This window comes from Aeromonas sp. Y318-3, assembly GCF_027706185.1.
Classification (GTDB): Bacteria; Pseudomonadota; Gammaproteobacteria; order Enterobacterales; family Aeromonadaceae; genus Aeromonas; species Aeromonas veronii.
Genome location: NZ_JAPDCN010000006.1, coordinates 192,908 through 215,257, shown reverse-complemented (window position 1 = coordinate 215,257; position 22,350 = coordinate 192,908). Strand labels below are relative to the sequence as shown.

At 57.7% G+C, this 22,350-nt stretch carries 21 protein-coding genes; 14 read left to right on the top strand and 7 right to left on the bottom strand.

The annotated features are described in order from the left end of the window. The first annotated feature begins 91 nt into the window (after positions 1-91). The 7 genes from OKB77_RS10670 (at position 92) to OKB77_RS10640 (ending at position 12,435) form a co-directional block, all read left to right on the top strand. On the top strand, positions 92-367 hold the full coding sequence (locus tag OKB77_RS10670) for a hypothetical protein (RefSeq protein WP_270817583.1): 276 nt from the start codon (positions 92-94) through the stop codon (positions 365-367). 10 nt (positions 368-377) lie between these two features. Then, positions 378-1,010: a hypothetical protein gene (locus OKB77_RS10665; protein WP_270817623.1), complete on the top strand. Its 633-nt coding sequence runs from the start codon at positions 378-380 to the stop codon at positions 1,008-1,010. Between the two features lie 9 nt (positions 1,011-1,019). Further along, positions 1,020-1,400: a hypothetical protein gene (locus tag OKB77_RS10660; RefSeq protein WP_103858409.1), complete on the top strand. Its 381-nt coding sequence runs from the start codon at positions 1,020-1,022 to the stop codon at positions 1,398-1,400. Further along, positions 1,400-1,657: a bacteriocin gene (locus tag OKB77_RS10655; protein ID WP_203762482.1), complete on the top strand. Its 258-nt coding sequence runs from the start codon at positions 1,400-1,402 to the stop codon at positions 1,655-1,657. Before OKB77_RS10660 ends, OKB77_RS10655 begins: the two co-directional genes overlap by 1 nt. 6 nt (positions 1,658-1,663) lie before the next feature. Then, positions 1,664-3,169, top strand: a complete 1,506-nt coding sequence (locus tag OKB77_RS10650) for a hypothetical protein (RefSeq protein WP_270817582.1) — start codon at positions 1,664-1,666, stop codon at positions 3,167-3,169. A gap of 132 nt (positions 3,170-3,301) precedes the next feature. Continuing rightward, complete coding sequence (locus OKB77_RS10645) at positions 3,302-12,187, top strand: PLxRFG domain-containing protein (RefSeq protein WP_270817581.1); 8,886 nt, start codon at positions 3,302-3,304, stop codon at positions 12,185-12,187. 62 nt (positions 12,188-12,249) lie between these two features. Continuing rightward, positions 12,250-12,435 carry a hypothetical protein gene (locus OKB77_RS10640; protein ID WP_128297137.1) on the top strand — a complete coding sequence of 62 codons (186 nt, stop codon included), beginning with the start codon at positions 12,250-12,252 and terminating at the stop codon, positions 12,433-12,435. A gap of 8 nt (positions 12,436-12,443) precedes the next feature. Here OKB77_RS10640 and OKB77_RS10635 read toward each other — a convergent pair whose 3' ends face one another. Both OKB77_RS10635 and OKB77_RS10630 read right to left on the bottom strand, forming a co-directional pair. Next, positions 12,444-13,238: an RDD family protein gene (locus OKB77_RS10635; RefSeq protein ID WP_270817580.1), complete on the bottom strand. Its 795-nt coding sequence runs from the start codon at positions 13,236-13,238 to the stop codon at positions 12,444-12,446. 20 nt (positions 13,239-13,258) lie between these two features. After that, entirely contained in the window at positions 13,259-13,699 is a 441-nt protein-coding gene (locus OKB77_RS10630) for a hypothetical protein (protein WP_270817579.1), read from the bottom strand. A gap of 200 nt (positions 13,700-13,899) precedes the next feature. On the opposite strand from OKB77_RS10630, the gene OKB77_RS10625 reads away from it, so the two are divergent. From OKB77_RS10625 to OKB77_RS10600, 6 genes are all read left to right on the top strand, one after another. Continuing rightward, positions 13,900-14,079, top strand: coding sequence for a hypothetical protein (locus tag OKB77_RS10625; RefSeq protein ID WP_270817578.1), 180 nt, complete (start codon positions 13,900-13,902; stop codon positions 14,077-14,079). Positions 14,080-14,155: 76 nt separating this feature from the next. Next, positions 14,156-14,974, top strand: coding sequence for a KilA-N domain-containing protein (locus OKB77_RS10620; protein WP_270817577.1), 819 nt, complete (start codon positions 14,156-14,158; stop codon positions 14,972-14,974). A gap of 59 nt (positions 14,975-15,033) precedes the next feature. Continuing rightward, a complete protein-coding gene (locus OKB77_RS10615) occupies positions 15,034-15,819 on the top strand; it encodes a BRO-N domain-containing protein (RefSeq protein WP_113070673.1) in 786 nt (261 codons plus the stop codon). After that, entirely contained in the window at positions 15,816-16,292 is a 477-nt protein-coding gene (locus OKB77_RS10610; RefSeq protein WP_109421869.1) for a hypothetical protein, read from the top strand. Before OKB77_RS10615 ends, OKB77_RS10610 begins: the two co-directional genes overlap by 4 nt. Next, positions 16,289-16,420: a hypothetical protein gene (locus tag OKB77_RS10605; protein ID WP_258039729.1), complete on the top strand. Its 132-nt coding sequence runs from the start codon at positions 16,289-16,291 to the stop codon at positions 16,418-16,420. Before OKB77_RS10610 ends, OKB77_RS10605 begins: the two co-directional genes overlap by 4 nt. A 127-nt stretch (positions 16,421-16,547) precedes the next feature. After that, the gene (locus OKB77_RS10600; protein ID WP_265182620.1) at positions 16,548-16,670 is read left to right on the top strand and encodes a hypothetical protein; all 123 of its coding nucleotides are present in this window, start codon (positions 16,548-16,550) and stop codon (positions 16,668-16,670) included. 281 nt (positions 16,671-16,951) lie between these two features. Here OKB77_RS10600 and OKB77_RS10595 read toward each other — a convergent pair whose 3' ends face one another. From OKB77_RS10595 to purH, 5 genes are all read right to left on the bottom strand, one after another. After that, complete coding sequence (locus OKB77_RS10595) at positions 16,952-17,155, bottom strand: hypothetical protein (protein ID WP_270817576.1); 204 nt, start codon at positions 17,153-17,155, stop codon at positions 16,952-16,954. Positions 17,156-17,236: 81 nt separating this feature from the next. After that, the gene (locus OKB77_RS10590) at positions 17,237-17,791 is read right to left on the bottom strand and encodes a cytochrome b/b6 domain-containing protein (protein WP_265775946.1); all 555 of its coding nucleotides are present in this window, start codon (positions 17,789-17,791) and stop codon (positions 17,237-17,239) included. Then, positions 17,772-18,146 carry a cytochrome b562 gene (locus OKB77_RS10585; protein ID WP_005349056.1) on the bottom strand — a complete coding sequence of 125 codons (375 nt, stop codon included), beginning with the start codon at positions 18,144-18,146 and terminating at the stop codon, positions 17,772-17,774. Before OKB77_RS10585 ends, OKB77_RS10590 begins: the two co-directional genes overlap by 20 nt. 277 nt (positions 18,147-18,423) lie before the next feature. After that, positions 18,424-19,710 (bottom strand): phosphoribosylamine--glycine ligase, encoded by a 1,287-nt coding sequence (gene purD, locus OKB77_RS10580; protein ID WP_265775947.1) that lies wholly within the window; start codon positions 19,708-19,710, stop codon positions 18,424-18,426. A 114-nt stretch (positions 19,711-19,824) separates the two neighbouring features. Beyond that, complete coding sequence (gene purH, locus OKB77_RS10575; protein ID WP_265775948.1) at positions 19,825-21,432, bottom strand: bifunctional phosphoribosylaminoimidazolecarboxamide formyltransferase/IMP cyclohydrolase; 1,608 nt, start codon at positions 21,430-21,432, stop codon at positions 19,825-19,827. Between the two features lie 415 nt (positions 21,433-21,847). Here purH and zntR point away from each other — a divergent pair, with 415 nt between their 5' ends. Further along, positions 21,848-22,303 carry a Zn(2+)-responsive transcriptional regulator gene (gene zntR / locus OKB77_RS10570; protein WP_043825867.1) on the top strand — a complete coding sequence of 152 codons (456 nt, stop codon included), beginning with the start codon at positions 21,848-21,850 and terminating at the stop codon, positions 22,301-22,303. The last annotated feature ends 47 nt before the right edge of the window (positions 22,304-22,350 follow it).

The following is a 22,350-nucleotide window of genomic DNA, read 5'->3' as shown; positions in this document are numbered from 1 at the left end:
GAGCATGGTTCGAAACCCTATCACCCGTATTTCAACGGATACAGGTAACCCTGGCCTATCTGTCGAACTGCAAGACGCCATCCGAAACCGGATGGCGTTTTTGTTTGTGCGTGGTGATGACGGGTTTGTGCTCAAGCCACAGGCAGAAGATGGCGTGATCGGTGTCCTGGTCTGGGTGGGGTGGGGGCATGGCGGGGCACCTGAGCGGCACCTGCCGGAAGTGAAACGCCTGGCACGCCTGATTGGGGCACGCTGGCTGCGCTTCCACTCGGCGCGTAAGGGGTGGCTCAAGGTTGCGCCAAGAATGGGATGGGTCCGTCAGCCGGATGATGCTGATGGGCTCTATGTGTTTCAGATCAACCTATGAGGTGTAGGTGATGGGGAAGGGTGGCTCGAACGAAATTCAGGAGACCGAGGCTCAGAAGGCTGCAGCCGGTGTGGCCATGGAGCAGTGGGGTCTCTATAAGAACGACCTGCAGCAGTATGAGGACTATTTCATCGAGAAGGTGGATGACCTCAACAGCGAGGGGGAGTTCTACAAACTGGCGGGCACCGCAGCGCTTGGCACCGCGAAAACTTTTGGCGAGGCCCGAGCTGGCTTGGCTGATTCCATGGCTGCCAGCGGGGCAGACCCGACCAGTGGCCGGTACCAGGAGGCAATGGAAGGCCTGGCAACTGACCAGGCATTGAGCCAGACGGACACCGCCAACCGGGCCCAATCCAGCCAGCAGGACAAGTATGTTGCTGGGCTCAAGGACGTGGTGAGCATTGGCGCGGGGCAGAAGGCTGAATCGCTGGCTGGTATGGGGGATGTGGCCACAACCAGCTTGCGCAAGGCGACCAGTGATGCACAGAGCTCTTACCAAAGCCAGCAGGCGACGGCTGGTTTGGTGGGGACCCTGGCAGGAGCCGCCACCTCGTATGGGCTGGCCAGCCTGAAAGCACCGGCTGCAACGGAGATCAAGAAAATCAGCCCGACTGCATCCGTGCTGCAGGGCAAGGGTTACTAAGGGGGTTCCATGGGTTACGCCGCAGACACTTACGCCAAAATCACCCGAGAGCAGTACCAGGACTGGAAGACACGCTTCTACCCCAAGCAGCAGGAGTTGATGGAGTTGGCCACCAACGGTCAGCTTCTGCGGGAGCAACTTGGACGGGTGGATGAGAACAACGCCAACGCGCTCCGCTCAGCTCAGCAGGCTACGGCCAACCGCAATGCGCGGATGGGGCTGGGCACCAGCAGCAATGCCAACGATAACAGCCAGGGGCTGCGCATGGCACTGATGACGGCAGGCACCGAGAACGGCCTGCGTGAACAGGAGCAGACCCGGCAAATGGGGATCCTGACCGGCGCGGATGCGGGGCTGCGTGAGGCAATCAAAACCGGAGGGGGTGTGTGATGGGGTACGGCATTTTGGATATCGGCGGCCAGACACGCCAGCAAGGCCTGGCGGGGTTGCGCGATGCTGCCAACCGAGAGTCGGAGATGGAGGCTGCCAACAAGAGTCTCAAGACCGCTCGCAAGGGGCAAACCCTGAGCACAATCGGTACTGGCGCATCGATGGGCGCCGTGTTGGGCATGGCGGGTTCACTCGGTGGCCCTCTGGGCGCACTGGCAGGTGCTGGGGTTGGGTTTCTGGCAGACAGCTTGTTTTAAGGGGGCATGATGAGCGTATCGGGATTGGCGGAAGGTTTTCTGGCTGGCTTCAACACCATGGACCGCTACCAGCGGGGCCAGAAAGAAGATGAGCGGATGGAGAGGTCAATGGGCCTGCGTGATGCCATGTGGCAGAACGAGCAGGAGCGGCAGAAAAAGGATGACGCTCGGTATGAGGACGAAACCAAATATAACCGAGGTCGCCATAAGGTTGACGACGACAGATGGAACTTAGAATACGCAGGACGGCAAAAACAACTGGAGTTGGATAATAAGCGCGCCAACGCGATGCTGAGCCTTAACGTGGAGCAAAATAAAAGGGCCCAAGAGTCTCACGCACTGGCCGTGGCAAAGAACAATCGGGACCAGTGGTGGCTCGACAATGAGGTGCCGTTCAATATGGCGACAGCAGCGCTGGGGCGAGGAGAGCAAATTACACCAGAGCAAGATGCTTTGTTGAACCATGAATATGCCGCCGGGCGAAATCCATACCGCGTGTTTGGTGACCCGCAATGGCACCGGAGTTCTGACACTGTTTATCAAGGGATGAAAGCAATCATTAACAACCCGGACGCCAGGGTCTGGGATATGGGGAAAATGCGTGAGGCAATTAATACTCCCGAGATGACGCAAGCTCTGACCTATATGGTCAAGGGCAATCTCGAAAAAGGTATTGGGACCGTCACCCCCACAGGAGTAATTAAGTCATATGGAGAGGTGGAGGTTGTTCCAACAGGCCGCGGGACATTCTTCCTTCAGGCCCCTGTGACCTACATCAACCCAAAGACTGGTGAAGAAACTGTCAAAGATGCCCCTATAACCGAGGGCCGAACTGGTGACCCGAGCGACCCCGTCAAGGAGCTCACCCCCCAGAGGTTGATTCAATACTTCGGCAAGGCGCGCCAGGTCAGCCAGCAGATCCAGCAAAACCCAGAACAATGGGAGAACTTTCTTGTACAGACCGGTGTTAATCCACCGGCTGACTATAAAGGGCTGAAGGCTGCCCTGGCTGATCTCCACAAGCAAGAAGCCAAGGCGCTGGCCGATGGCGGGGATCCGGCCACGGTCAAAGCGGCATTTGATGAGGCCAGAGAAAGCTTGCCGTCTGTCTACGGGGTGAATACTGGCGGGACACCTGGTGCGGCACCCTCTGGTGTCAATCCTGAGCAGTGGAGCCAGAGCAACCCTGAACGCCAGCAGTTTATGAGGGAGGCTGAGCAGGGGGGGTGGCTTGGCAGCTATCTTGAAAGCCCGGAAAAAATGGACGGTGCCTTTGAGTTATGGCGCCAAGCTGTTGCGAAAGAGGAGGCAGCCAAGCAAGCGGCGGTGTCTGCTGAGAAGGTGCGCAATATGGAAGGGGGTAAAAATAAACCGCACAACTACCGCGCAGCAGAAGAGGCGGCCGTGAATACGGTTATTGCACCATTTACTAATGGACAGCCGACGCTCAACAAGGCACCAGATGGTGCGGCGGCCTATCAGGCGATGAGCCTGGCCCAGGCTCGCCGATAGTTGCCTTTCACCTACCCCAGCGTTAGCATCTCTCCATCGTCGGTCAGTCTGCATGCTGATCGCCCCATCTCAAAAGCCCCGAACGGTTCGCCGCTCGGGGCTTTTCTTTTGCATAAAGCCGAGGCCACTCGAATGGACAAGCACAGTCTCCGTGACGCATCCCTGCCACAACCGCTGCAATCTGACTCTCGAGGAAAGCAGTTCTGGGATGGCATCAACAGTCAGCTTTCATCACCGCCCGCAGCTGCGGCCCCAAAGCGAGACCTCGAAACAGAATGGAGTGATTATCCTAAGGCGGTGGGCGCTGGCGCACTGGATCTCGTGGGCGGCATTGGTGAGCTGGCACGGCAGGCAAGCAACTTCGGCAAAGAGAATGCCGGGAAGCAGGGGGGCGACTACCTGGAACAGGCTCGTGCCAATATGGCCAACAAACTGAGCCCGGTTCTGGATGTGGTCGCAGGTGCAGGTGATCTGGCCGCGTCTGGGGCGGAATCTCTGAATGATGGGATGAGTGCTGACGCCAAGGAGGCACTGGGACGCCGACTGGTCGATGAAACGCCAGAAGGCCGGTTGACCCTGGGGGATGGCGCAGGGGATATCGATGTCTGGGCGATGAAAATGGCGCAGGGCGTTGGCTCTTTGCTACCGACACTCGCCGCTGGCGGGGTGACTGGGGTGGCAGCCAAAGCCTCTATTGGCCGCGCTGTCACCGCATCCATGGTCAAGCGTGGCGCGACCCAGGAGATAGCCGAAGCGGTTGCCGCCAAGGCCGTGTCCAAAATTGCCACCGGCGCTGCCGTCACCACTGGTGCGACCGGGTCAGTCGGCAGTGCGGGGGTGAACACTCGTGACACCGTGCTGGGCATGAGCTTTGACGAGCTGGCGGCCAGCGACACCTTCCGCCAGTCCTTCACTCGCATCGACCAGGACCAGCAGACTGAGCACCTCTCCGATGAGGAGAAGCTGGCGCTGGCCCGGGAAGAGACGGCGAACCTAGCCAGCCGCGCCACCATGAGCGACGCCAAGACCTGGGGCGCCGCCGCCATGGGCTCCATGATGGGCGACGCCATGCTGTTCAAGATGCTGGCTGGCAAGGCGGCCACCGGTGGAGTGCTGAAAGGTGCTGCCAAGGGGGCGGCAGGTGAGGGTATCAGCGAAACCCTGGAGGAGGGGGTGCAGCAATACGCCGTCAACGAATCCCTCAACGAGGTGGCCGCCGCTGATATCGACCCGATGAAGGGGGTCATGTCGAGCGCGATCGAGGGCGGCTTGATAGGGATGGGGACAGGTGGTGCGGTAGGTGCTGTCGGTGGGGCGCGAGGCGGTAAGCATGCCAGCCAGGAAGATGGCGTTGGGACCGATCCGGTTGCAGAGCCTTCCGCGCCGGTGACGGAGGAAGCTGCTGGTCCGGCAGTGGACCCGAACTTTGCATCTGCTCCACTGGAAGACGGCGAGCAGGCGCTCTCCGCCTCGCAGGCCGAGGGGGAGCTGAATCCGCTCGGCCCCAGCGCCAGCCAGTTCCCCGGTGTGTTTGAACGTGATCAGCGCGGTATCTTGCGCGTGAAGGGTGATGTTGATGTGCTGGCGTCATGGGCCGAGCAGGCCGATATGCCCTACATCACCGATGGTGATGGCATTGCAATCCCCGCCAAATATGCCAAGCAGGCAGAAAAGGCGATCAAAGGTTTCCGGCCGGTTGCAGCCGAGCCAGTTGCAGAAGATCTTCAACCGCTGGAGGTGCCAGCATTCCAACAGCTTGACCCCATCGAGTTGACGCCAGCCTATCAGCGTCAAGGAGATACGGTTGACCGTGCCACAGAACCACAAGCAGTGACAGGAGCCCTGGATCTAGGCAGTGAGATAGGAGGAATGTTTGCCGGTGAGCATAACCCGCTTGGGTCAGACAAGTTTGACCCGGTGCGTGAAGTTCCTGCTTTTCAACGTCAAGGCTTTGTTCGTGGCGCTCATGATTTCAAAGGCACCCCTATTGTGCCACTGGAGGGGGAACTTCTGACGCCTGGCTCGGAGCTGATGCCACTGAGCAGTAGTATGGAGGTGGGAGCGCCTCGCACCACTCCAACTGATAGCGGCCCGGGTGCCGGTGAGGTGTGGGGTGGTGGTGCCGCTTTGCCTGACCTGCGCCAACCACCTCCCCCCCAGCAGATTGAACAGTCAGCCACGATCTTTTCCGGAGGTGAGCCCGGCGCAGACACCCGTAATAGCGCCTACACTCCGCCGCGCCTGTCCCGCGATCAGGTTGACAGCACCCTGGGGGAGGAGTCCACCCGGGATCCGCGTTCCCCAGTCAGGCAGTCCATCGCCAAGGCTGGCAGCGCCACAGATAGCGTGTTTGGCCCCCTGCAATCTCTGCGCATTACCCGCAAAGGCAAGCCGTTCGCCAGCGAGAAAGAGGCCACCATGGCCAGCCGCAAGGGCCAGGAGATGCCGGTGCCGCTCAATGGAGGTGGCTTTGGGGTAGCGGCTATCGGTGAGGTGCAACAGGCCCAAGCGCAGCAGGGCGCAGTCAAGCAACCGTCAAGCAATTCGGCCCAGCAGGATCGCCAAGACGGAAAGACTGAGATCGCGCAAAATGGCATGGTGATCGTTCATGGTTCCGGCAATCCAGGCATGAGCGAGCAGGATATTCAGATTGTCCGCGCAAGTGGTCAGAAGCAGGGCAAAAAGGGCCGTGTCTATGGTGGCTTCTATGGCACCAGCGAGCAGGACGCGCACCAAGCGCAAGCCTACGCCGATATGATGGGCGGCACGCCCACCCTGTACAATGTCAAGATTAAGCCTGGCACCAAGGTGTTGCACAAGCAGGGGGATATTACCCGCCTTTCTGAAAGCTACATCAACGAGTTGGTGAGTCAGGGATATGGTGTGGTCACCGGCACCGACCCGCGCGGCCAGACAGAGCATGTAGTTATCGACAAAAGCGCCGTAGCAAGCATGGCCCCGCGCGGCGCGCAAGCAACCCCGTCCCAAGTCAACGACACGAATGTCGCTGACATGCGTCAACCATCTGATCAGCCAGCTGCAAGCGTAAGCGCTGAAACAGTTCCGGCGCCGTCTGCCACCGCGGGCGAGGCCAGCCAACTAGCACCAGCCATCGATACCGGATACCGAGAGGTTATCCCCGTCAAGCAACCCAAGACAGAGGTGAGCAATGAGCCAGTTACCCCAGTACCTGCAATCAGCAGTGAGCGATCAGGTGATCAGCCTGGCGCAGGCGATCCGGTTGCAACAGGCGCTGGACCAGCCGTTGCCGGACTCACCGACCGAGCTGGATCCGGAGATCGGGCAGATCTCGCTGCGCCTGCACCTGTACCTGACGGACAGCAGCAAGATGACCCAACACTGACAGCCCCGGCCACAGATGCCGGGGCTGCTGTTTCTGGCCGTATTGGCGAGGAAGAGCTGCGAGATCGCGACCTGCTAAAAGAGCATGGCGGGCGCTGGAAGTATCGTTCTGCAGTAGGCGCAGGCTGGTTTACCTCCAACACCAAAGAGGGCGCTATTGACAGGGCGCGGGAGGCCTACCGGAGGGCTTTCGAGAAGGGGGACCCCGTGCCGACTCGCGAGGAGCGCTGGGAACAGTCTGAGCGCGAGTTTGCTGGGCGCATGGACAACCGCTTTGGCGGGATGACCATAAATGAGTTGGAAAAACGCCACCAGAACCTCGGCGGTACCATTGCGGATTTGCAGTTGGCTGGCCGGCACGAGATGAATGGCAATGGCGGGCGTCGCACCGGTGCCGCGGTAGCCAATGAGGGGGCTCGTCAGGCAGGCCAAGAGAAGATGGATCTCGAGCGTTATATCCAGTTGCGCCGTGAGCGAGAAGAGATGGCTGGCAGTGCGCCGACTCGGATGATAGAGGAGGCCCGCGCCGAGGTTGCGCCCGTCGATGCCAGCACCCTGGCCGATGACGAGGCGATTGCAGTGGCCGATGAGCTGGGTCTGGAGCATGGGGATAACCCGGACGATGCCCGCTGGCGGCTGGATGGCGTCAAGCCGCAGGTGCTGGCCGACACGGTTGATCGGGTGCGCAATCCTAGCCAACCAGCCAAGTTTGAGCGCAGCAAGGATAATCCCAATATCGTGGCGGCCCCGCCGGTGGAAGGCGAGCCAGAAACGCGGCCCAACCGGGTGCGGATGTCGCAGCAACGGGTTGCCGCCGTGGGCGAGCAGGCTGGCTTGACGGCGGATGAGGTTGCCGGGATTGTGTCGGATTTCAGGGCTGAGTATAAAGGGGCTCGGTCACTCGATTTTATTGTTGGTCAAACTCAAGAGGATCTTTATGGACCAGAAGGCAGCCCCGAGCAAATCGGATGGAGCGACGGGGGATACCTCCCCGGCAAGCAGCAGGTCCATCTCTTCGCCGACAGCATCACCCGCCGAGCGGGAAGGCTCGGTCAGGATATTCACCAAGGAGATGGGGGAGAAGGAGGGGTATCTGGAGATCCCGTTCTGGATCAGTCGTTCAGACCAGCGTCACGAGATGAACAGGGTGTGGGAGGCGCAGAAAGAGCAAAAGCGGAAGTCGTCACTACCTTACGTCATGAGGTCTTGGGCCACTACGGTCTGGACACGTTTACGCCAAGCGATAAAGAGGCCCTTCTCCAGAAGCTGATCGACGCCAAGCAGGAGAAATGGATCGCCCCAGTCTGGCAGCAGATTGCGGGCGATTCTTTTTATGGCAAGCAGAGCGCACTGCACCAGGCGGAAGAGGTGTTTGCTCATCTCGCCGAACGCGCGTTGCCCTCCCGCTCTATCCAGGCCTGGAACGACATCAAGACCCTGCTCAGCCGCCTGCTGCGCAAGGTGGGGCTGGTCAAGGGTCCCATCAGGGAGCACGAGCTCGATAGCCTGATCAAGGCCGTTGGCAAGGGCATTCGCAGCGGTGAGCGCAGCCGCCAGAATATCCGGGGTGACAAGGAGGTGATCGGCAAGCAAGCCGATGAGCCAGCCAAGGATGACAAGCCTGAACGCATAATCCGCTTCTCCAAGCAGGCCATGGCCCAGGGGGACAAGCCGGCGACACACCTGACCAGCAAGGAGGCGGAGCTGGTAACCAAGGAGTGGTTCAAGCAGTACCGTGGAGCCAGTGGTATTGATGTGCAGATCCACGCTACCCAGGCCGAGCTGGAAAAGGCGCTGGGGCTGGCGGCACAAGATGGCCTGATCCGCCGCGCCGCCTTTGATGATGACAGCGGAACCCTGCATGTGGCCGCGGATACCATCGCCAATCCCAAGCGGATGCGCGAGATCCTGCGCCATGAGGTGCTGGCCCACTATGGCCTGGCCAATGTCCTGGGTGACGGGGAATACACCAAGCTGATGAGCCGCCTCATCCAGTCCCAGAAGGACCCCAGCATGAAGCCGGTGTGGGACTGGGTGAACACCCATTACGCCGATGAGGACATCGGCACCCAAGCCGAGGAAGTGGTGGCCCACCTCGCCGAAGTCGAGCAGGGGGCCTGGGGCCGTGGCTGGGATCGGGTTGTGGCCTGGGTCACCCGGGCGCTGCGTGCGGTCGGCTTTGTACCTGATGGCATTACCGCCGCGGAGACCCGCTCCCTCATCGAAGGGTTGGGCAAGAAGCTCAAGCGTTCCGGGCCGGATGATAATGGTCCGGACGGCGACAAGAAATTCAGCCAGGAGGTAGATCTTCCAACAGAAATAAGCCAAGACTCGGTTGGAAAAACCCTTGATGTTAGCGGAGTGGAGAGACCGACCATAAACCATGATGGGCAGCCAATCCACCAAACCGAGGAGGGGCTTCGCAACTTCTGGCGTTGGTTTGGGAATAGCCTGATGCGAGATGGTGCGGGCAATCCAGTTGTTGTTTATCACGCAACAGAATCAGATATTACTGCGTTTAATACGCGTGATGCGGTCGAGAATCAATCGTTCTATTATGGTGAAGATAATGGTAGAGAAAAAGACGCCGGGGGATTTTTCTTTACCCCCGACAAGACACTCGCCAACGATTACGCCGAAAATCGACCTAATGCCAACATCATTCCCGTCTACCTGAAATTGAATAATCCAGTCTATCTGGACGAGATGAGCCTCGAAGAGCAAGGTAATTATCTGCGCGAGGCCAGAGCGAATGGGCATGATGGTGCCATCATTGGTGATGGCCTCGAATACGTAGTTTTTACCCCTGAGCAAATTAAATCTGCCATCGGAAACAATGGCGAATATTCCAAGTCCAACCCGGATGTCCGCTTTAGCCAAACCAATACCGCAGCCGACGACTCTAAAACTCTTGAGCAATCCATCAAGCAAAAGGCGGTCTACCAAGCCGGAGCTGCTCTTAGCTCAGTAAAAAACTGGCTCAAGCAGGGGCGACCGTTGATGCTTGGGACCTTGACCGACCTGCAGATTGACCAAGTTTACCGAGATATCACGGGCGGGGCTGTATCCCAGTATCAGCGCTTGCGCACCCAGATGGAGGCTGATCGCAACGACATTCTGCTGGATGCAGAAACCCGGATAGACCCTCTGTGGGATGCACTTGGCAAGCAGGAAAAGGCTGATCTTTCCAACCTGATGCACGATGCCACGATGGCCCGCTTGCACCCTGACAAGTCACTCGATGAGAACAGCTACTACCTGGAGGCCAAACAGAAGGTAGAACGAGCCAAGAAACCGGAGACCAAAGCAGCCTATGAAGCAGAGCTTCACATCATCGAGCGCAATCACTCCGAGCTGGCCAGGCAGTACAACGCGCTGCCAGCCAATGCCAAGGCTCTCTACGACACCATGCAGGACACCTACACCAAGCAATGGGAATCCCTGCGTGGTGCGATTGAGCAGCGACTGGAGGATTTGCTAGGTGTAAACCAAGGGCGTGCCATGGCTGCCGAGATGCGCCAGAAGATGGAGCACGCCCTGCAGCATGGCCCTTACTTCCCGCTGACCCGCTACGGCGACTACGTGGTTAAGGCTCGCAAGGGGGACGAGTACGTCCGCGAGCACTTTGAGCGACGAGCCGACGCCGAACAGGCGGTTAAGCAGTACCAGCGTGACGGTTACAACGCGGTGATGACGGTCAAAGAGGAGGGCGGTGGCGATAGCGCCAACGCGAACCAGCTCGGCATGGAGATGCTGAGCTTCCTCGATAGCGCCGATGGGGTCAGTAAGAGCGCCTTGAAAGACGAGATATGGCAGGCGATGCTGCGCATGATGCCGGATGCCTCCTACGCCAAGCATGCCATTCACCGCCGTCGGGTGAAGGGGGCCAGCCGAGATGCACACCGAGCCTACCTCAACAGCGTCTACCACTATGCCCGCCACGTATCCAAGATCCGCTATGGCCACAAGATGCTGGGGGAGTTGGACAAGCTGAGCGAGCAGATCCGGGCTGGTGTCGCTGGCGAGCCAAGCAGCCTCAAGCCTGAAGACCTGGAGATAGCTCAGCAGGTGCTCAATGAGATGAACAAGCGCCATGACCTGAACATGAACCCGACCGGCAAGGCGTGGGCGGGTTCTGCCGGTAATATCGGCTTTCTCTACTACATCGGCCCATCGGTTGCCTCTGCTGTGGTCAACATGACCCAGAACTTCACCGTGATGCTGCCCCAGCTGGGAGCCAAATATGGTTTTGCGAAGTCTGCTGCCGCCATGACCCAGGCGCTGGGGGATTATGTGAAGCACGGTAAATTCAAGGCTGGCACTACCGAAGCGTGGCACTCACTGACGCGCTCTACCACGTTGCCAGCGGATGAGCGGGCCATCCTGGATAGGCTTTACCGTGCAGGGGCGCTGGATCTCACCCAGGCGCACAGCATTGCTGCCAAGGCTGACACCGACCAGCAAGATGCCAAGCCGATGGGGAAACGCTGGCGCCGAGCCATGCGCTGGGCGGGGGCCACCTTCCACAACGCCGAGGTGCTCAACCGTGAGGTGGCGGCCCTGGCCGCCTACCGTTTGCTCAAGCAGGCGGAGCCGACGCTCAATGGCCAGCAATACGCTGACCGGGTGGCTGAAATGGTGTATGACGGCCACGGCAACTACGCCGCCAGCAACCGACCACGCTACATGCGCAACGACATCACCAAGGTGCTGACCCAGTTCAAGATCTACAGCCAGATGATGACCTACGTCCTTTACTCCAATGCTATCAAGGCAGCCAAGGGCGACAAGGTGGCGCAGAAGACGCTTGCCGGCGTGTTGGCAACGCACTGGGTGATGGCAGGGGTGATGGGATTGCCGACACCAATCACCGCCGTCGTTTATGCGATAGCAGCAGGGCTGGACGACGACGATGACCGCAGCGGTGAAGCGTCATTCCGCCTGGCACTGACCGAGGCGCTCGGGCCCCGCGCCGGGGAGCTGCTAGCCAAAGGGCCGATGGATGCCTTGACCAATCTCAGCATTGCCGGCCGTACCGGGCTGGGCGATCTGTGGTGGCGTAGCCCCAAGGAGGGCACCGAAGGGGACGATCTGGCATGGCACGCTGTTCAGCAACTGCTGGGCCCGGTTGCCGGGATTGGCATAAACCTAGCGCGGGGCGCGGGGCAGATGACGGATGGCCACATTCAGCGCGGACTGGAAACCATGTTGCCCAAGTCGATTCGCGACGTTGCCAAGTCCTATCGCCAAGCGACAGAAGGGGAGCAGACCATTAAAGGCGACATCATCATGGATGATGTTTCGACCTGGAACGTCGCCATGCAGGGGCTGGGTTTCGGTAGCGCCCAAATGGCCAAGAATTACGACGCCCGCGAATACATCAAAGGCAAGGAGAAACGCATCGCGGATAAGCGCTCCCAGTTGCTGACCGACTATTACATGGCCCGCAAAAGTGGTGAGATGGACGAGGTGCAAGAGGTACTGGAGCGCATCAAAATGTTCAATTCCATCAACCACCCTCGCGAGCGCATCACCGGCAAGAGCTTGGCGTTGTCGTTTAAGTCAAAGCTTCGCAGCAACGAGCGCACTCAGGGCGGGGTATACCTCAATCGCAACCGGGAGTACCTGAGAGAGGAGGGGCGCTTCGCCGATTAATCGCGGCCCTGGCTGACCCCCAGTGATAGATGTAAGCTGGGGGTATTTTCAGGGAGCGAGTTATGACGGTGAGAGAGTGTGTCGAAGGAATTCAAGAGGCGCTATGGTTTCTGGCTGGCCGCATTTTGGAGGGGGTGGCAATGGGGTTTATCATCGCCTGCCTGATCGGTAGCACAGACACCTTCTTGGGGGTGTGGATCATCACCGGCGCCATGTTCGCGATGTTTGGGCGGCACTGGAGGGGGTGAACTATCTATCACAATAAAGAATATAAAAATATTACGCCAAAGCATAAAATAGAGAATGAAATACCATCATACTTTAGACCCGCACTCACAATGTAACGCCCGTCGTCATACGATGTTGAGTGTTTTTTAGTTAGCCGATTAAATTGATATGCCTGTGAAATTATAGTTATTAGAGGTATGCCAATAGCCAACCCACTGAATAACACATAAACATTACGCTCAATGGCGTCAGTGAATGAAAGACTTTCACCATCATTTTTTCTTACTTTTATGCAGAGCAATGCTTTGCCAATAGTTGTACCGAATAATCCTGTGATGGCCGCATCAATAAAAAGCGCTGTTGGCAACAATAATAATCCAAACGCTGTGACTACAGGTTGACTGAGTGCAATATAATCATTGCGTATTATATAAATGAAAATGAAACTTATCAGAAGAGATGCCAACCCAAGGTCAAACGTTCTGGCGAAAAATCTCCGCCATGGTGTGGGGATCGCGGTATCTACCAGATGGGCCATGTGGGTGTTTTGTTGTGTCGTCTCACGTAGCTCAGCGACAACCTTTGGTGCAGTTACCTCGGCAATGTCTGTTTCATGAGTCCGAACGGGTGTTGCCCGATCGGGTAATGGTGGCGGTAGCTCGGCAAATTCTGTAATGGCTGCCGCGCTTTGCCACTCGCTCATTCCAGTGCGCCAAACCAATGCATCCCGCGTTAACTCTCCGGTCAGTAACAACTGACGTAATCCATTATTGTCTACCGGGCCAGTGGCCACGCCGTCCTTTTCGTACCACCAATGTCCCATTCTTCTCATACCTCGATTTTTTATAAAACGAAATAGGGTTTCACAGCCCGGCTTAGTCGATGCTGCTCGACATGTTCTAATAGATGTTCCCACTCCGTTTGCAATAGAGAAAACATTAACTGTCCAGCATGATCCCAAAGGTCCGGGGATGCCTTGATGGTTTCCCAAATCCGGAGCTCGTCATAATCCAGCAGGTCGGGGCGCGCCAGAGCCAGATTGGCAAGGCGAACTGACTCATCGGTTGACCATAGCGAGTCGATCACCTCTAAGAAGCTGATGCCGTGATCGCTATCGAAGGTGGTTTCAGCTCCGGCACGCTCTACAGCCCACTCTATTACCCCGGTGATGGTGCGCTTCTGCTGCCTGGCGAGCAGATCGATCAGATACTTGGAGCGGGGGTCGAGTCTTAGAGATAGCGTGACGCTGGTCGAGGCTTTCTTAGATTTCTTTTCAATAGCCATAAATGTTCCTGATGCGCCGGTTTGGATAACCTTAAGCGTTTTCAATGATAGCGATTGTTTATCATGTGTGGTGCGTTGGTCAATGGTGGTAATTTGTAGTGATGGGAGCAATTTTGGTACATGTGCTAAAAATCATTGCATGTGTTAATTTGTTGGACTATGTTAGTCGTATTGAAACCACAGCCAAGAGAGGAACGAAGATGGCGAGCGAGAAGAAAAAACCACTACAGATACGCATGACCCCAGCGATGATCGCGGAGTATAGCGAGAATGCGGGCCAGCATTTTAGGACGTTGGCAGCCGAGGTTATGTACCGTCTGGCGGTACTGGATACGCTGATTGCAAGGGGGGAGGTAAACCTGAATGAGTTCAAGTTCTAGAAAGGATTCGACCCAAGCTGCGTCAACAGCTCGGGCCGAGGATGTAAACCAAAACCACGACGTTAAGGACTACGGTATGAATATACATCAATCCGATAGACAAACGAAAGTCAATGCCATCGTTATCGAGAGCCATTCTATCGCGGTGAAGGCTGACGGCATGTACTGCCTCAACGATTTACACAAGGCGGCGATGGCGCTAGGCAAGGCGACAGAGAGCCAACGGCCAAGCAACTTCCTCAAGCACCAAGTGGAGTTTATTAAAGCGATTGAAGCCGATGCTACTTTTCTAGCATCGGTAAAATCGATTAAAGGCGGTGTAAAACAGGGCACTTGGGCGATTGAAATTGTCGCCATGAAGTACGCCGGTTGGATCGATGCCTCATTTGAAGTGCAGGTCTATGCCGCTGCTCAAGCTCTGCGCCACGGCGACATTGAAAAGGCGGTTGAGCTCTCGGGCAGCAAGGCGGCCAAGGTCGCGCTGGATGACATGCGCTTGGCCAAGGCTGTCACGTTGCGCGCCCAAGCGCTCGATCAGCAGATCAAGAACGCCCAAGCTATCTGTAATCTGCTCCCCCACCTGAGTGATGTGTCTCGCCAAACCATTACCGCGTCACTGGTTAACCCAGTGGCTGGCGCTGACATCATCCCGCTGCCGGTCCTCACTGAGCACTACTACACCGCCGGAGAGGTGGGTGAGCGGTTTGGTATCAGCGCCAACAAGGTGGGCCGCATCGCCAACGAGCACAACCTGAAAACCGAGCGATACGGGAAGTTCTTCTTGGACAAATCCCGCAGCTCGACCAAGCAGGTGGAGACTTTCCGCTACAACGAGGCGGGGGCTGAGGCGGTTGGCGTCATCATCACTGCGTTGGAAGTTGGGGGTGCGGCATGAACCTTCATCAGCAAACCAAAGTTTTGGCAGGGCCGCAGAATGACGGCGGCAGCCTGATCATGAAGTCTTTCGAGAACTACCAGATCCGCATCATCACCGACGAACAGGGCGAGCCTTGGTTTGTGGCCAGCGATGTTGCCGCCGTACTGGGGTATGCGCAAACCAACAACATGAACAAGCTGATTGATGAAGATGACAAGAACAAGAGGGTGCTCCAAATTGGAGGAAACTATGTCAATCAATCACTTATAAATGAGTCAGGCCTCTATCAAGCCATCTTCGGCAGCACGAAATTAGAAGCCAAACGCTTTAAACGCTGGGTCACCTCCGAAGTGCTGCCGAGCATTCGCAAGACAGGCAGCTATGGCGCACCGGCCGCCAACCTGCCTGACTTCAGCAACCCGGCCGCCGCTGCTCGCGCTTGGGCTGAGGAGTACGAGCGCGGTCAGGTGCTGGCTATTGAGAACAAGCAACAGCAAGCGCAGATCGACTCACTCGAGAGCCTATTCCGCCAGGGTATGACCATCCCACAGTTCTGCAAGATGCTCAACGGCGTCAACTCTCAGCAGGTGTGCGCCTATTTTGAAGATCGCGGCTGGTTGTACAACGAAAGCCGTTCCGGCAAGCGCTGGCGCGCCGCATCTTACGCCCGTGACACCTACCTCACCGAGGAGCAGCATGAGCAGAAGCGGCATGGTTTCGACCCCTTCATCTATTTCACGCCTGTGTTGTTGCAGAAGGGGGCGGTACGGATCTATCAGATCTACCTGAAAGGTGAGCTCCCCATGAAGAAGGATTGGGACGGTCTGTTCACCCAGGACAAAGTGATCAAGGGGGCCGCATGAGCAGCCAGCCTATTTACCCAGTTTTTAGATTCAGAGATAGCGTCAGTGACGGTGAGAAGGAAAGACGCCTGTCGGGGTTTCGTGATGCCATGCAATCTGTGTCACTGGCTCTCAGCATGAGTGAAAGCCCCCCAATTGTTTTGAGTGCGGCAAGAACAACGCTGGCTGCTGCGTACCTGTTATTCAACGGTAGGGCATTCAACAATGGCACTGTCAGTAAGCTGCTCACACTGGAGGATATTGAGTGGACAATGAGCTGCACGCTCGAAGCTGAGTTTTATGGCGAGGGCGGAAGTAAAATCACTGCGTCTAAACTGACAGAGCTGTACATGTGCCTGACTGTAATTGATGACCACACATGCTGGCTTTCAGAGGCCGGGATTGGGGTGATGGATGGCCTGATGATGAGTACCCTTGGCGTGACATTTGTGATGCCAGACTTCGTCACCGAGTTCATGGGAGGTCTGCAATGAGCGCCGCCCAACTGCAGGTTGAGTTGAATGCCCTGCTGGGGGAATTGGAGGTTATCGACCTCTGTCCTCAGGATCGCAGGGCGCTTGTTGACAGGATCCAGCGCATGATGCCTGACAAGGCTGACTGATACTGATGGGGCTGCGGCCCCATTTTTAATACCCAAATCAGTCCGAAAATGATAAATTCAAGAAGTTTACTGTATGTGTATACAGTGTTTCACAGTCGAGAGACTGGGAGAGCAAGGGGGAAATCGGATGGAATCACTACTAAGCGAACTGGAAGAGTTTGTTGAGACGCTGGACCTGGCGCCTGAGGAGGAGAGCAAGATCGCGCGCATTCTGGAAAAACTACGCGATGAAGCCACCGCGTCAGCGTGACGCGGAAGGATTCGGATTGGCCCGCCACTGTGCGGGCTTTTCTATGCCTGGATGGCAGAAAAGAAAAAAGCCTGCATTTCTGCAGGCTTTCTTGCTCTTGGATCACCAGTGGATCATTTCGATTCCAGTTTTGGTCCAGTCACTGTCGCTATGTTTTTGCTAAGTGGCTGTTTTTTCTGGGTTTGTCCTGTCGGTGTCCTAGTTAAATTGGTGGAGCTGGGGGGATTTGAACCCTCGTCCAGGCGAAGGATACGAAGTGGTTGAATGTTCTGGATGCCCCCTTAAGGGGAAGTGGTTTTACGATATGTACCACCACCAGTACCACCACCACCTAAAACCAAATGGCAAAATTGAATTAAATCATAATCTTGGAAATTTGAATCAGAGACCCCAGGGCCACCAAATTGAAAAAGGCCGCTCATAATGAGCGGCCTTTTTGCATCTGCGGATCGGGCAATGCCCTGTGATGAGCTGGATGAGGTCATAGAAAAGACCCGCCATGGGCGGGTCTGGGCAGGGTCCGGATCAGGCGCCTCACTCAGAGACAAGGAGCCTAATGCTGAGCCTCAGGTTTGCTCGTTGCTGCCGCTCTGGATGGACGATCGCCGCCCGGCGGGCAACATCCGGGTAACCAGATTGCTACGCTGGCGCCAGGAGGTGAACACAACGGCCAGCAGGTGCAGACCTATCAGCCCCTGTAGCGCCACCACGCACCACTCATGCCACTCGTCAGCCCCCAGTTCAAATCCCGTCTCGGTATTTTGAAACCAGCCGCTGCCAGCGGTGGCCAGCACAACCAGCCAGAGCGCCCACACGGCCAGCTTGCCGCTACCGTGATGACCCGGTGCCGGAGGCTGCCGCTCACGCATCTCGCGCGCTTGCTGGCGAAAATCCTCCCCGCTGGGGATGAGGGCACCAAGGCGAGCGTAGCCACGGGCGAAAGTGAGCCCCCAGAGCAGACGCAAGGAGACCAGCCCAATGGCGCCGTAACCCAGCCACTCGTGCCACTCCTCGCCCGCTTCGTTAACCCAGAGGTTGCCGATGCAGACTGCCGCCAAGCCCCAGTGGGTCAGGCGAACCAGCGGATCCCAGCGAAAGGACTCACCCTTTTTGCTTGGCATATTTGTGGTACTCCTTCTTCAGGTCGTTGACCTTGGCCAGATGTTCGCGCGCCTTGGCCTCATCACCCGCCTTGAGTGCGGCCAGGCTGGCGTCCAGCTCGGTCTGTACCTCGTTCATTCCTTCAAGGAATTTCTCTTTCTTGGCAGCCGGCATGTTCTTCTGCTTGGCCACGTCCAGCTGGGCCTTCATCTCGTTGATGTGCTTCTCCATGGTGGCTGCATCATCAGCCTTGACGGCCTGCTTGTAGTTGAAGCCAATCTTCTTCATCGGCTGTTCCAGATCACCCGCCACGGCAGGCAGGGTCATCAGGCCAAACATCAGGGGCAGCAGCAGGGGGCGGACGGTTTTCAACATGGGATTTCCTTATATAACGACATGCTCGAATTGTTAGGGGTACTTATGAATCCAAACAAGAATTCATCACCAGCATGATGCCATGACTCATGGTGAAACGTTTGTGAAAAATGCTGTTTTTTGTGGCAAATAGTGACAGATATGCCGCGCTTGTTTGCGCTTGGTAACTGATGGAACGCAGGTGACACGCACCATGGGGATGGTTGAAAGCGGTAAACAGGGACAAAAAACCCCGCCGTAGCGGGGTCTGAATCAGCTGGCCATTTGCTGGCGTCAGTTACTCCTGTTCGCGAGCAATGGCGCGCCAGCCGATATCCTTGCGGTAGAAGACGCCATCCCACTTGATGCGGCCAGCGAGCTGATAGGCACGCTGCTGGGCTTCTGCCACTGTGTGGCCGAGGGCGGTGGCGCACAACACGCGGCCGCCAGCGGTCAGGCTGGTATCGCCCTCCAGGCGGGTACCGGCATGGAACACCTTCTCACCCGCCACTTCATCCACCGGCAAGCCGCTGATGGGGTGGTTGGTGCTGTAATCGCCGGGATAGCCACCCGCCGCCAACACCACGCCGATAGCGGCGCGGGGATCATAGATGGCCTCTTTCTGATCCAGCTTGCCTGCGCAAGCGGCCAGGCAGAGCTCCACCAGATCGGACTGCATCCGCAGCATGATGGGCTGGGTCTCGGGATCGCCGAAACGGCAGTTGAACTCGATCACCTTGGGATTGCCTGCACCGTCGATCATCAGACCGGCATAGAGGAAACCGGTGTAGACATTGCCCTCGGCCGCCATGCCGCGCACGGTCGGCATGATCACCTGCTCCATCACCTTCTGATGCACCTCGGCGGTCACCACAGGCGCCGGGGAGTAAGCCCCCATGCCGCCGGTGTTGAGGCCGGTATCACCGTCGCCCACCCGCTTGTGATCCTGACTGGTGGCCATCGGCAGCACGTGCTCGCCATCGACCATGACGATGAAGCTCGCCTCTTCACCCTCCAGAAACTCCTCAATCACTACCCGGGAGCCCGCTTCGCCAAAGGCATTGCCGGAGAGCATGTCGCGCACCGCGTCTTCCGCTTCCTGCAAGGTCATGGCGACAATCACCCCCTTGCCCGCCGCCAGACCATCGGCCTTGATGACGATGGGGGCGCCCTTCTCGCGCAAGTAGGCGAGTGCTGGCTCCACTTCGGTGAAGTTCTGGTACTCGGCGGTCGGGATAGCGTGACGGGCCAGGAAATCCTTGGTAAAAGCCTTGGAGCCTTCCAGCTGGGCAGCGGCAGCAGTCGGGCCAAAGATCGGCTGACCGGCGGCGCGGAAGGCATCCACCACCCCTTTCACCAGCGGCGCTTCCGGCCCGACGATGGTGAGGCCGATCTGCTTCTCTTTGGCAAAGGCCAGCAGCCCTTCGATATCGGTCGCCTCGATGGCGACGTTCTCGACACCCGGCTCAAGCTGAGTGCCTGCGTTGCCCGGCGCCACAAAAACGTGGCGTACCAGCGGGGAGTGTTTGGCCTTCCAGGCCAGGGCGTGTTCGCGGCCACCGTTGCCAATGATCAGTACTTTCATCGTATCGCTCGCTTCTATTTGTGGTCACTGGACGGCCACCCGGGCCGTCAGCCAGTGGAAATAGTCAGTTGAAAAGAGACAACAAAAGGGCCGCCATCGGCAGCCCCTGACCCATCAATGACGGAAATGGCGCATGTTGGTGAACACCATGCACATGCCGTGCTCGTCGGCGGCGTCGATTACCTCCTGATCGCGCATCGAGCCACCCGGCTGGATCACGCAGGAGATACCGGCCTGCGCGGCAGCATCGATACCGTCGCGGAACGGGAAGAAGGCATCGGAGGCCATCACGGAGCCCGCCACGGTCAGCCCTTCATCCGCCGCCTTGATACCGGCGATTTTGGCCGAATAAACACGGCTCATCTGGCCTGCGCCGACGCCGATGGTCTGGCCATCTTTGGCGTAGACGATGGCGTTGGATTTGACGAACTTGGCCACTTTCCAGCAGAACAGCAGATCCTGCAGCTCGGCCTCGGTCGGCTGGCGTTTGCTGACCACGGTCAGGTCACCCAGCGTCACCATGCCGAGATCCCGCTCCTGTACCAGCAGGCCACCGTTGACGCGTTTGAGGTCAAAGCCTTGCGCCGGAGCAGTCCACTGACCGCATTCAAGCAGACGCACGTTCTGCTTGGCGGCGACCGCAGCGCGGGCCTCCTGGCTGATGGTCGGGGCGATGATCACTTCGACAAACTGACGGGCCACGATGGCTGCCGCAGTGGCGCCATCCAGTTCGCGGTTGAAGGCGATGATGCCGCCAAAGGCGGAGGTGGGATCGGTTTGGTAAGCCCGGTCGTAGGCACTCAGCAGGTCGTTACCGACGGCCACGCCGCAGGGGTTGGCATGTTTGACGATGACGCAGGCCGGCTCGTCGAACGCCTTCACACACTCCAGCGCCGCATCGGTATCGGCGATGTTGTTGTAGGAGAGCGCCTTGCCCTGCAGCTGGATAGCGCTGGAGACAGAACCCGGCGCGGCATGCTCTTCGGCGTAGAAGGCGGCTGCCTGATGGCTGTTCTCGCCGTAACGCATGTCCTGCTTCTTGATGAACTGGCTGTTGAAGGTGCGCGGGAAGCGGGACTCCTCGTCACCCTCCTTGTTGTCACCGTAGGAAGGAACCCCATAACTAGGAACAAGGGTGCCGAAGTAGTTGGCGATCATGCCATCGTAGGCGGCGGTGTGCTCGAAAGCTGCGATGGCAAGATCGAAACGGGTCGCCAGTTTCAGGCTGTTGCCGTTGGCATCCATCTCGTGAATAACCCGATCATAGTCGGCAGCTTTGACGACGATAGCGACATCTTTATGGTTTTTGGCGGCAGAACGCACCATGGTCGGGCCGCCGATGTCGATGTTCTCGACTGCATCGGCCAGGGTGCAGCCCGCTTTGGCCACGGTGGCGGCGAAGGGGTAGAGGTTGACGACAACCATGTCGATGGGGGAGATAGCGTGCTGGGCCATGATGGCGTCATCCTGATCCCGACGGCCGAGGATGCCGCCATGAACCTTGGGATGCAGGGTCTTGACCCGGCCATCCATCATTTCAGGGAAACCCGTGTAGTCGGAGACCTCGGTCACCGGCAGACCCGCCTCGCCAAGCAGCTTGGCGGTACCGCCCGTGGAGAGCAGGGCAACACCACGCTCGTTGAGTGCCTTGGCAAATTCCAGAATGCCAGTTTTGTCAGACACACTCAGCAGTGCACGGCGAATGGGTCGAGCTTGTTCCATCACACTATCGTCCTCAACATAACGGGGACCGTTCCATGGGAGGCGAGGCTCAACACAGAGAGTCCCCAAATAAATGGAAGTGGGGGATTTCGCAAACCACTCTCGCCCCGACATCCGGCAAAAGCGTTTTAGGAAATGCCCGCTTGGTGCGGCGCTCTGTTATGGGCGCGTATTCTACACAAAAAATGTGACCTGTGGTGGATTTTTTGAAACAGCAAAGCCTTATTTGGCGCGGCGTTAAACGTTTTCCACTTGATTTTCTCGAAACGTTTGCACTTTCAGTGTTTTATGGGAAAAAGGGTCGCCAGGAGATGTTTATCTGCCCCTTTTGTGCCCTTGGCTGGCAATCCATGGGCAAAGGGGTGATAGTGGATTCCGGTTTTTGTGGCGGCATACATTCAAGGGGAGAGAGAGCATGTATCGGATCGGTGAACTGGCCAAGGCGTGCGGGGTCAAGGCAGATACCCTGCGTTTTTACGAGAAGAACGGGCTTATCTCACCGGGGATCCGCAACGAATCCGGCTACCGTCTCTACAGCGAACAGGACAAGCGGCGGCTGGAGTTTATTATCCGCGCCAAGTCGGTGGGATTCTCGCTGGCCGATATTGGCGAGCTGCTCGACCTCGATACCAACAAGGCCAAAGTCACCTGTCAGGAGGTGAAAGCGGTGGCCGACACCAAGCTGGCCCAGGTGGAGCAGAAGATTATCGAACTGACCCGCTTTCGCGACAACCTGCGAGAGCTCTCCAATATCTGCTGCGGCGGGCCGCGCTCGGCGGAGCACTGCGCCATCCTCGAGACGCTGGAATCTGGTGCCCCGGCCCATCACGAGCATCACAACCACGACCAGCATGACCCGGTTCACGGCTGACATGGTATGCCTGACTGAGCGTGCCTAGCTCAGTGTGACTGACTCGG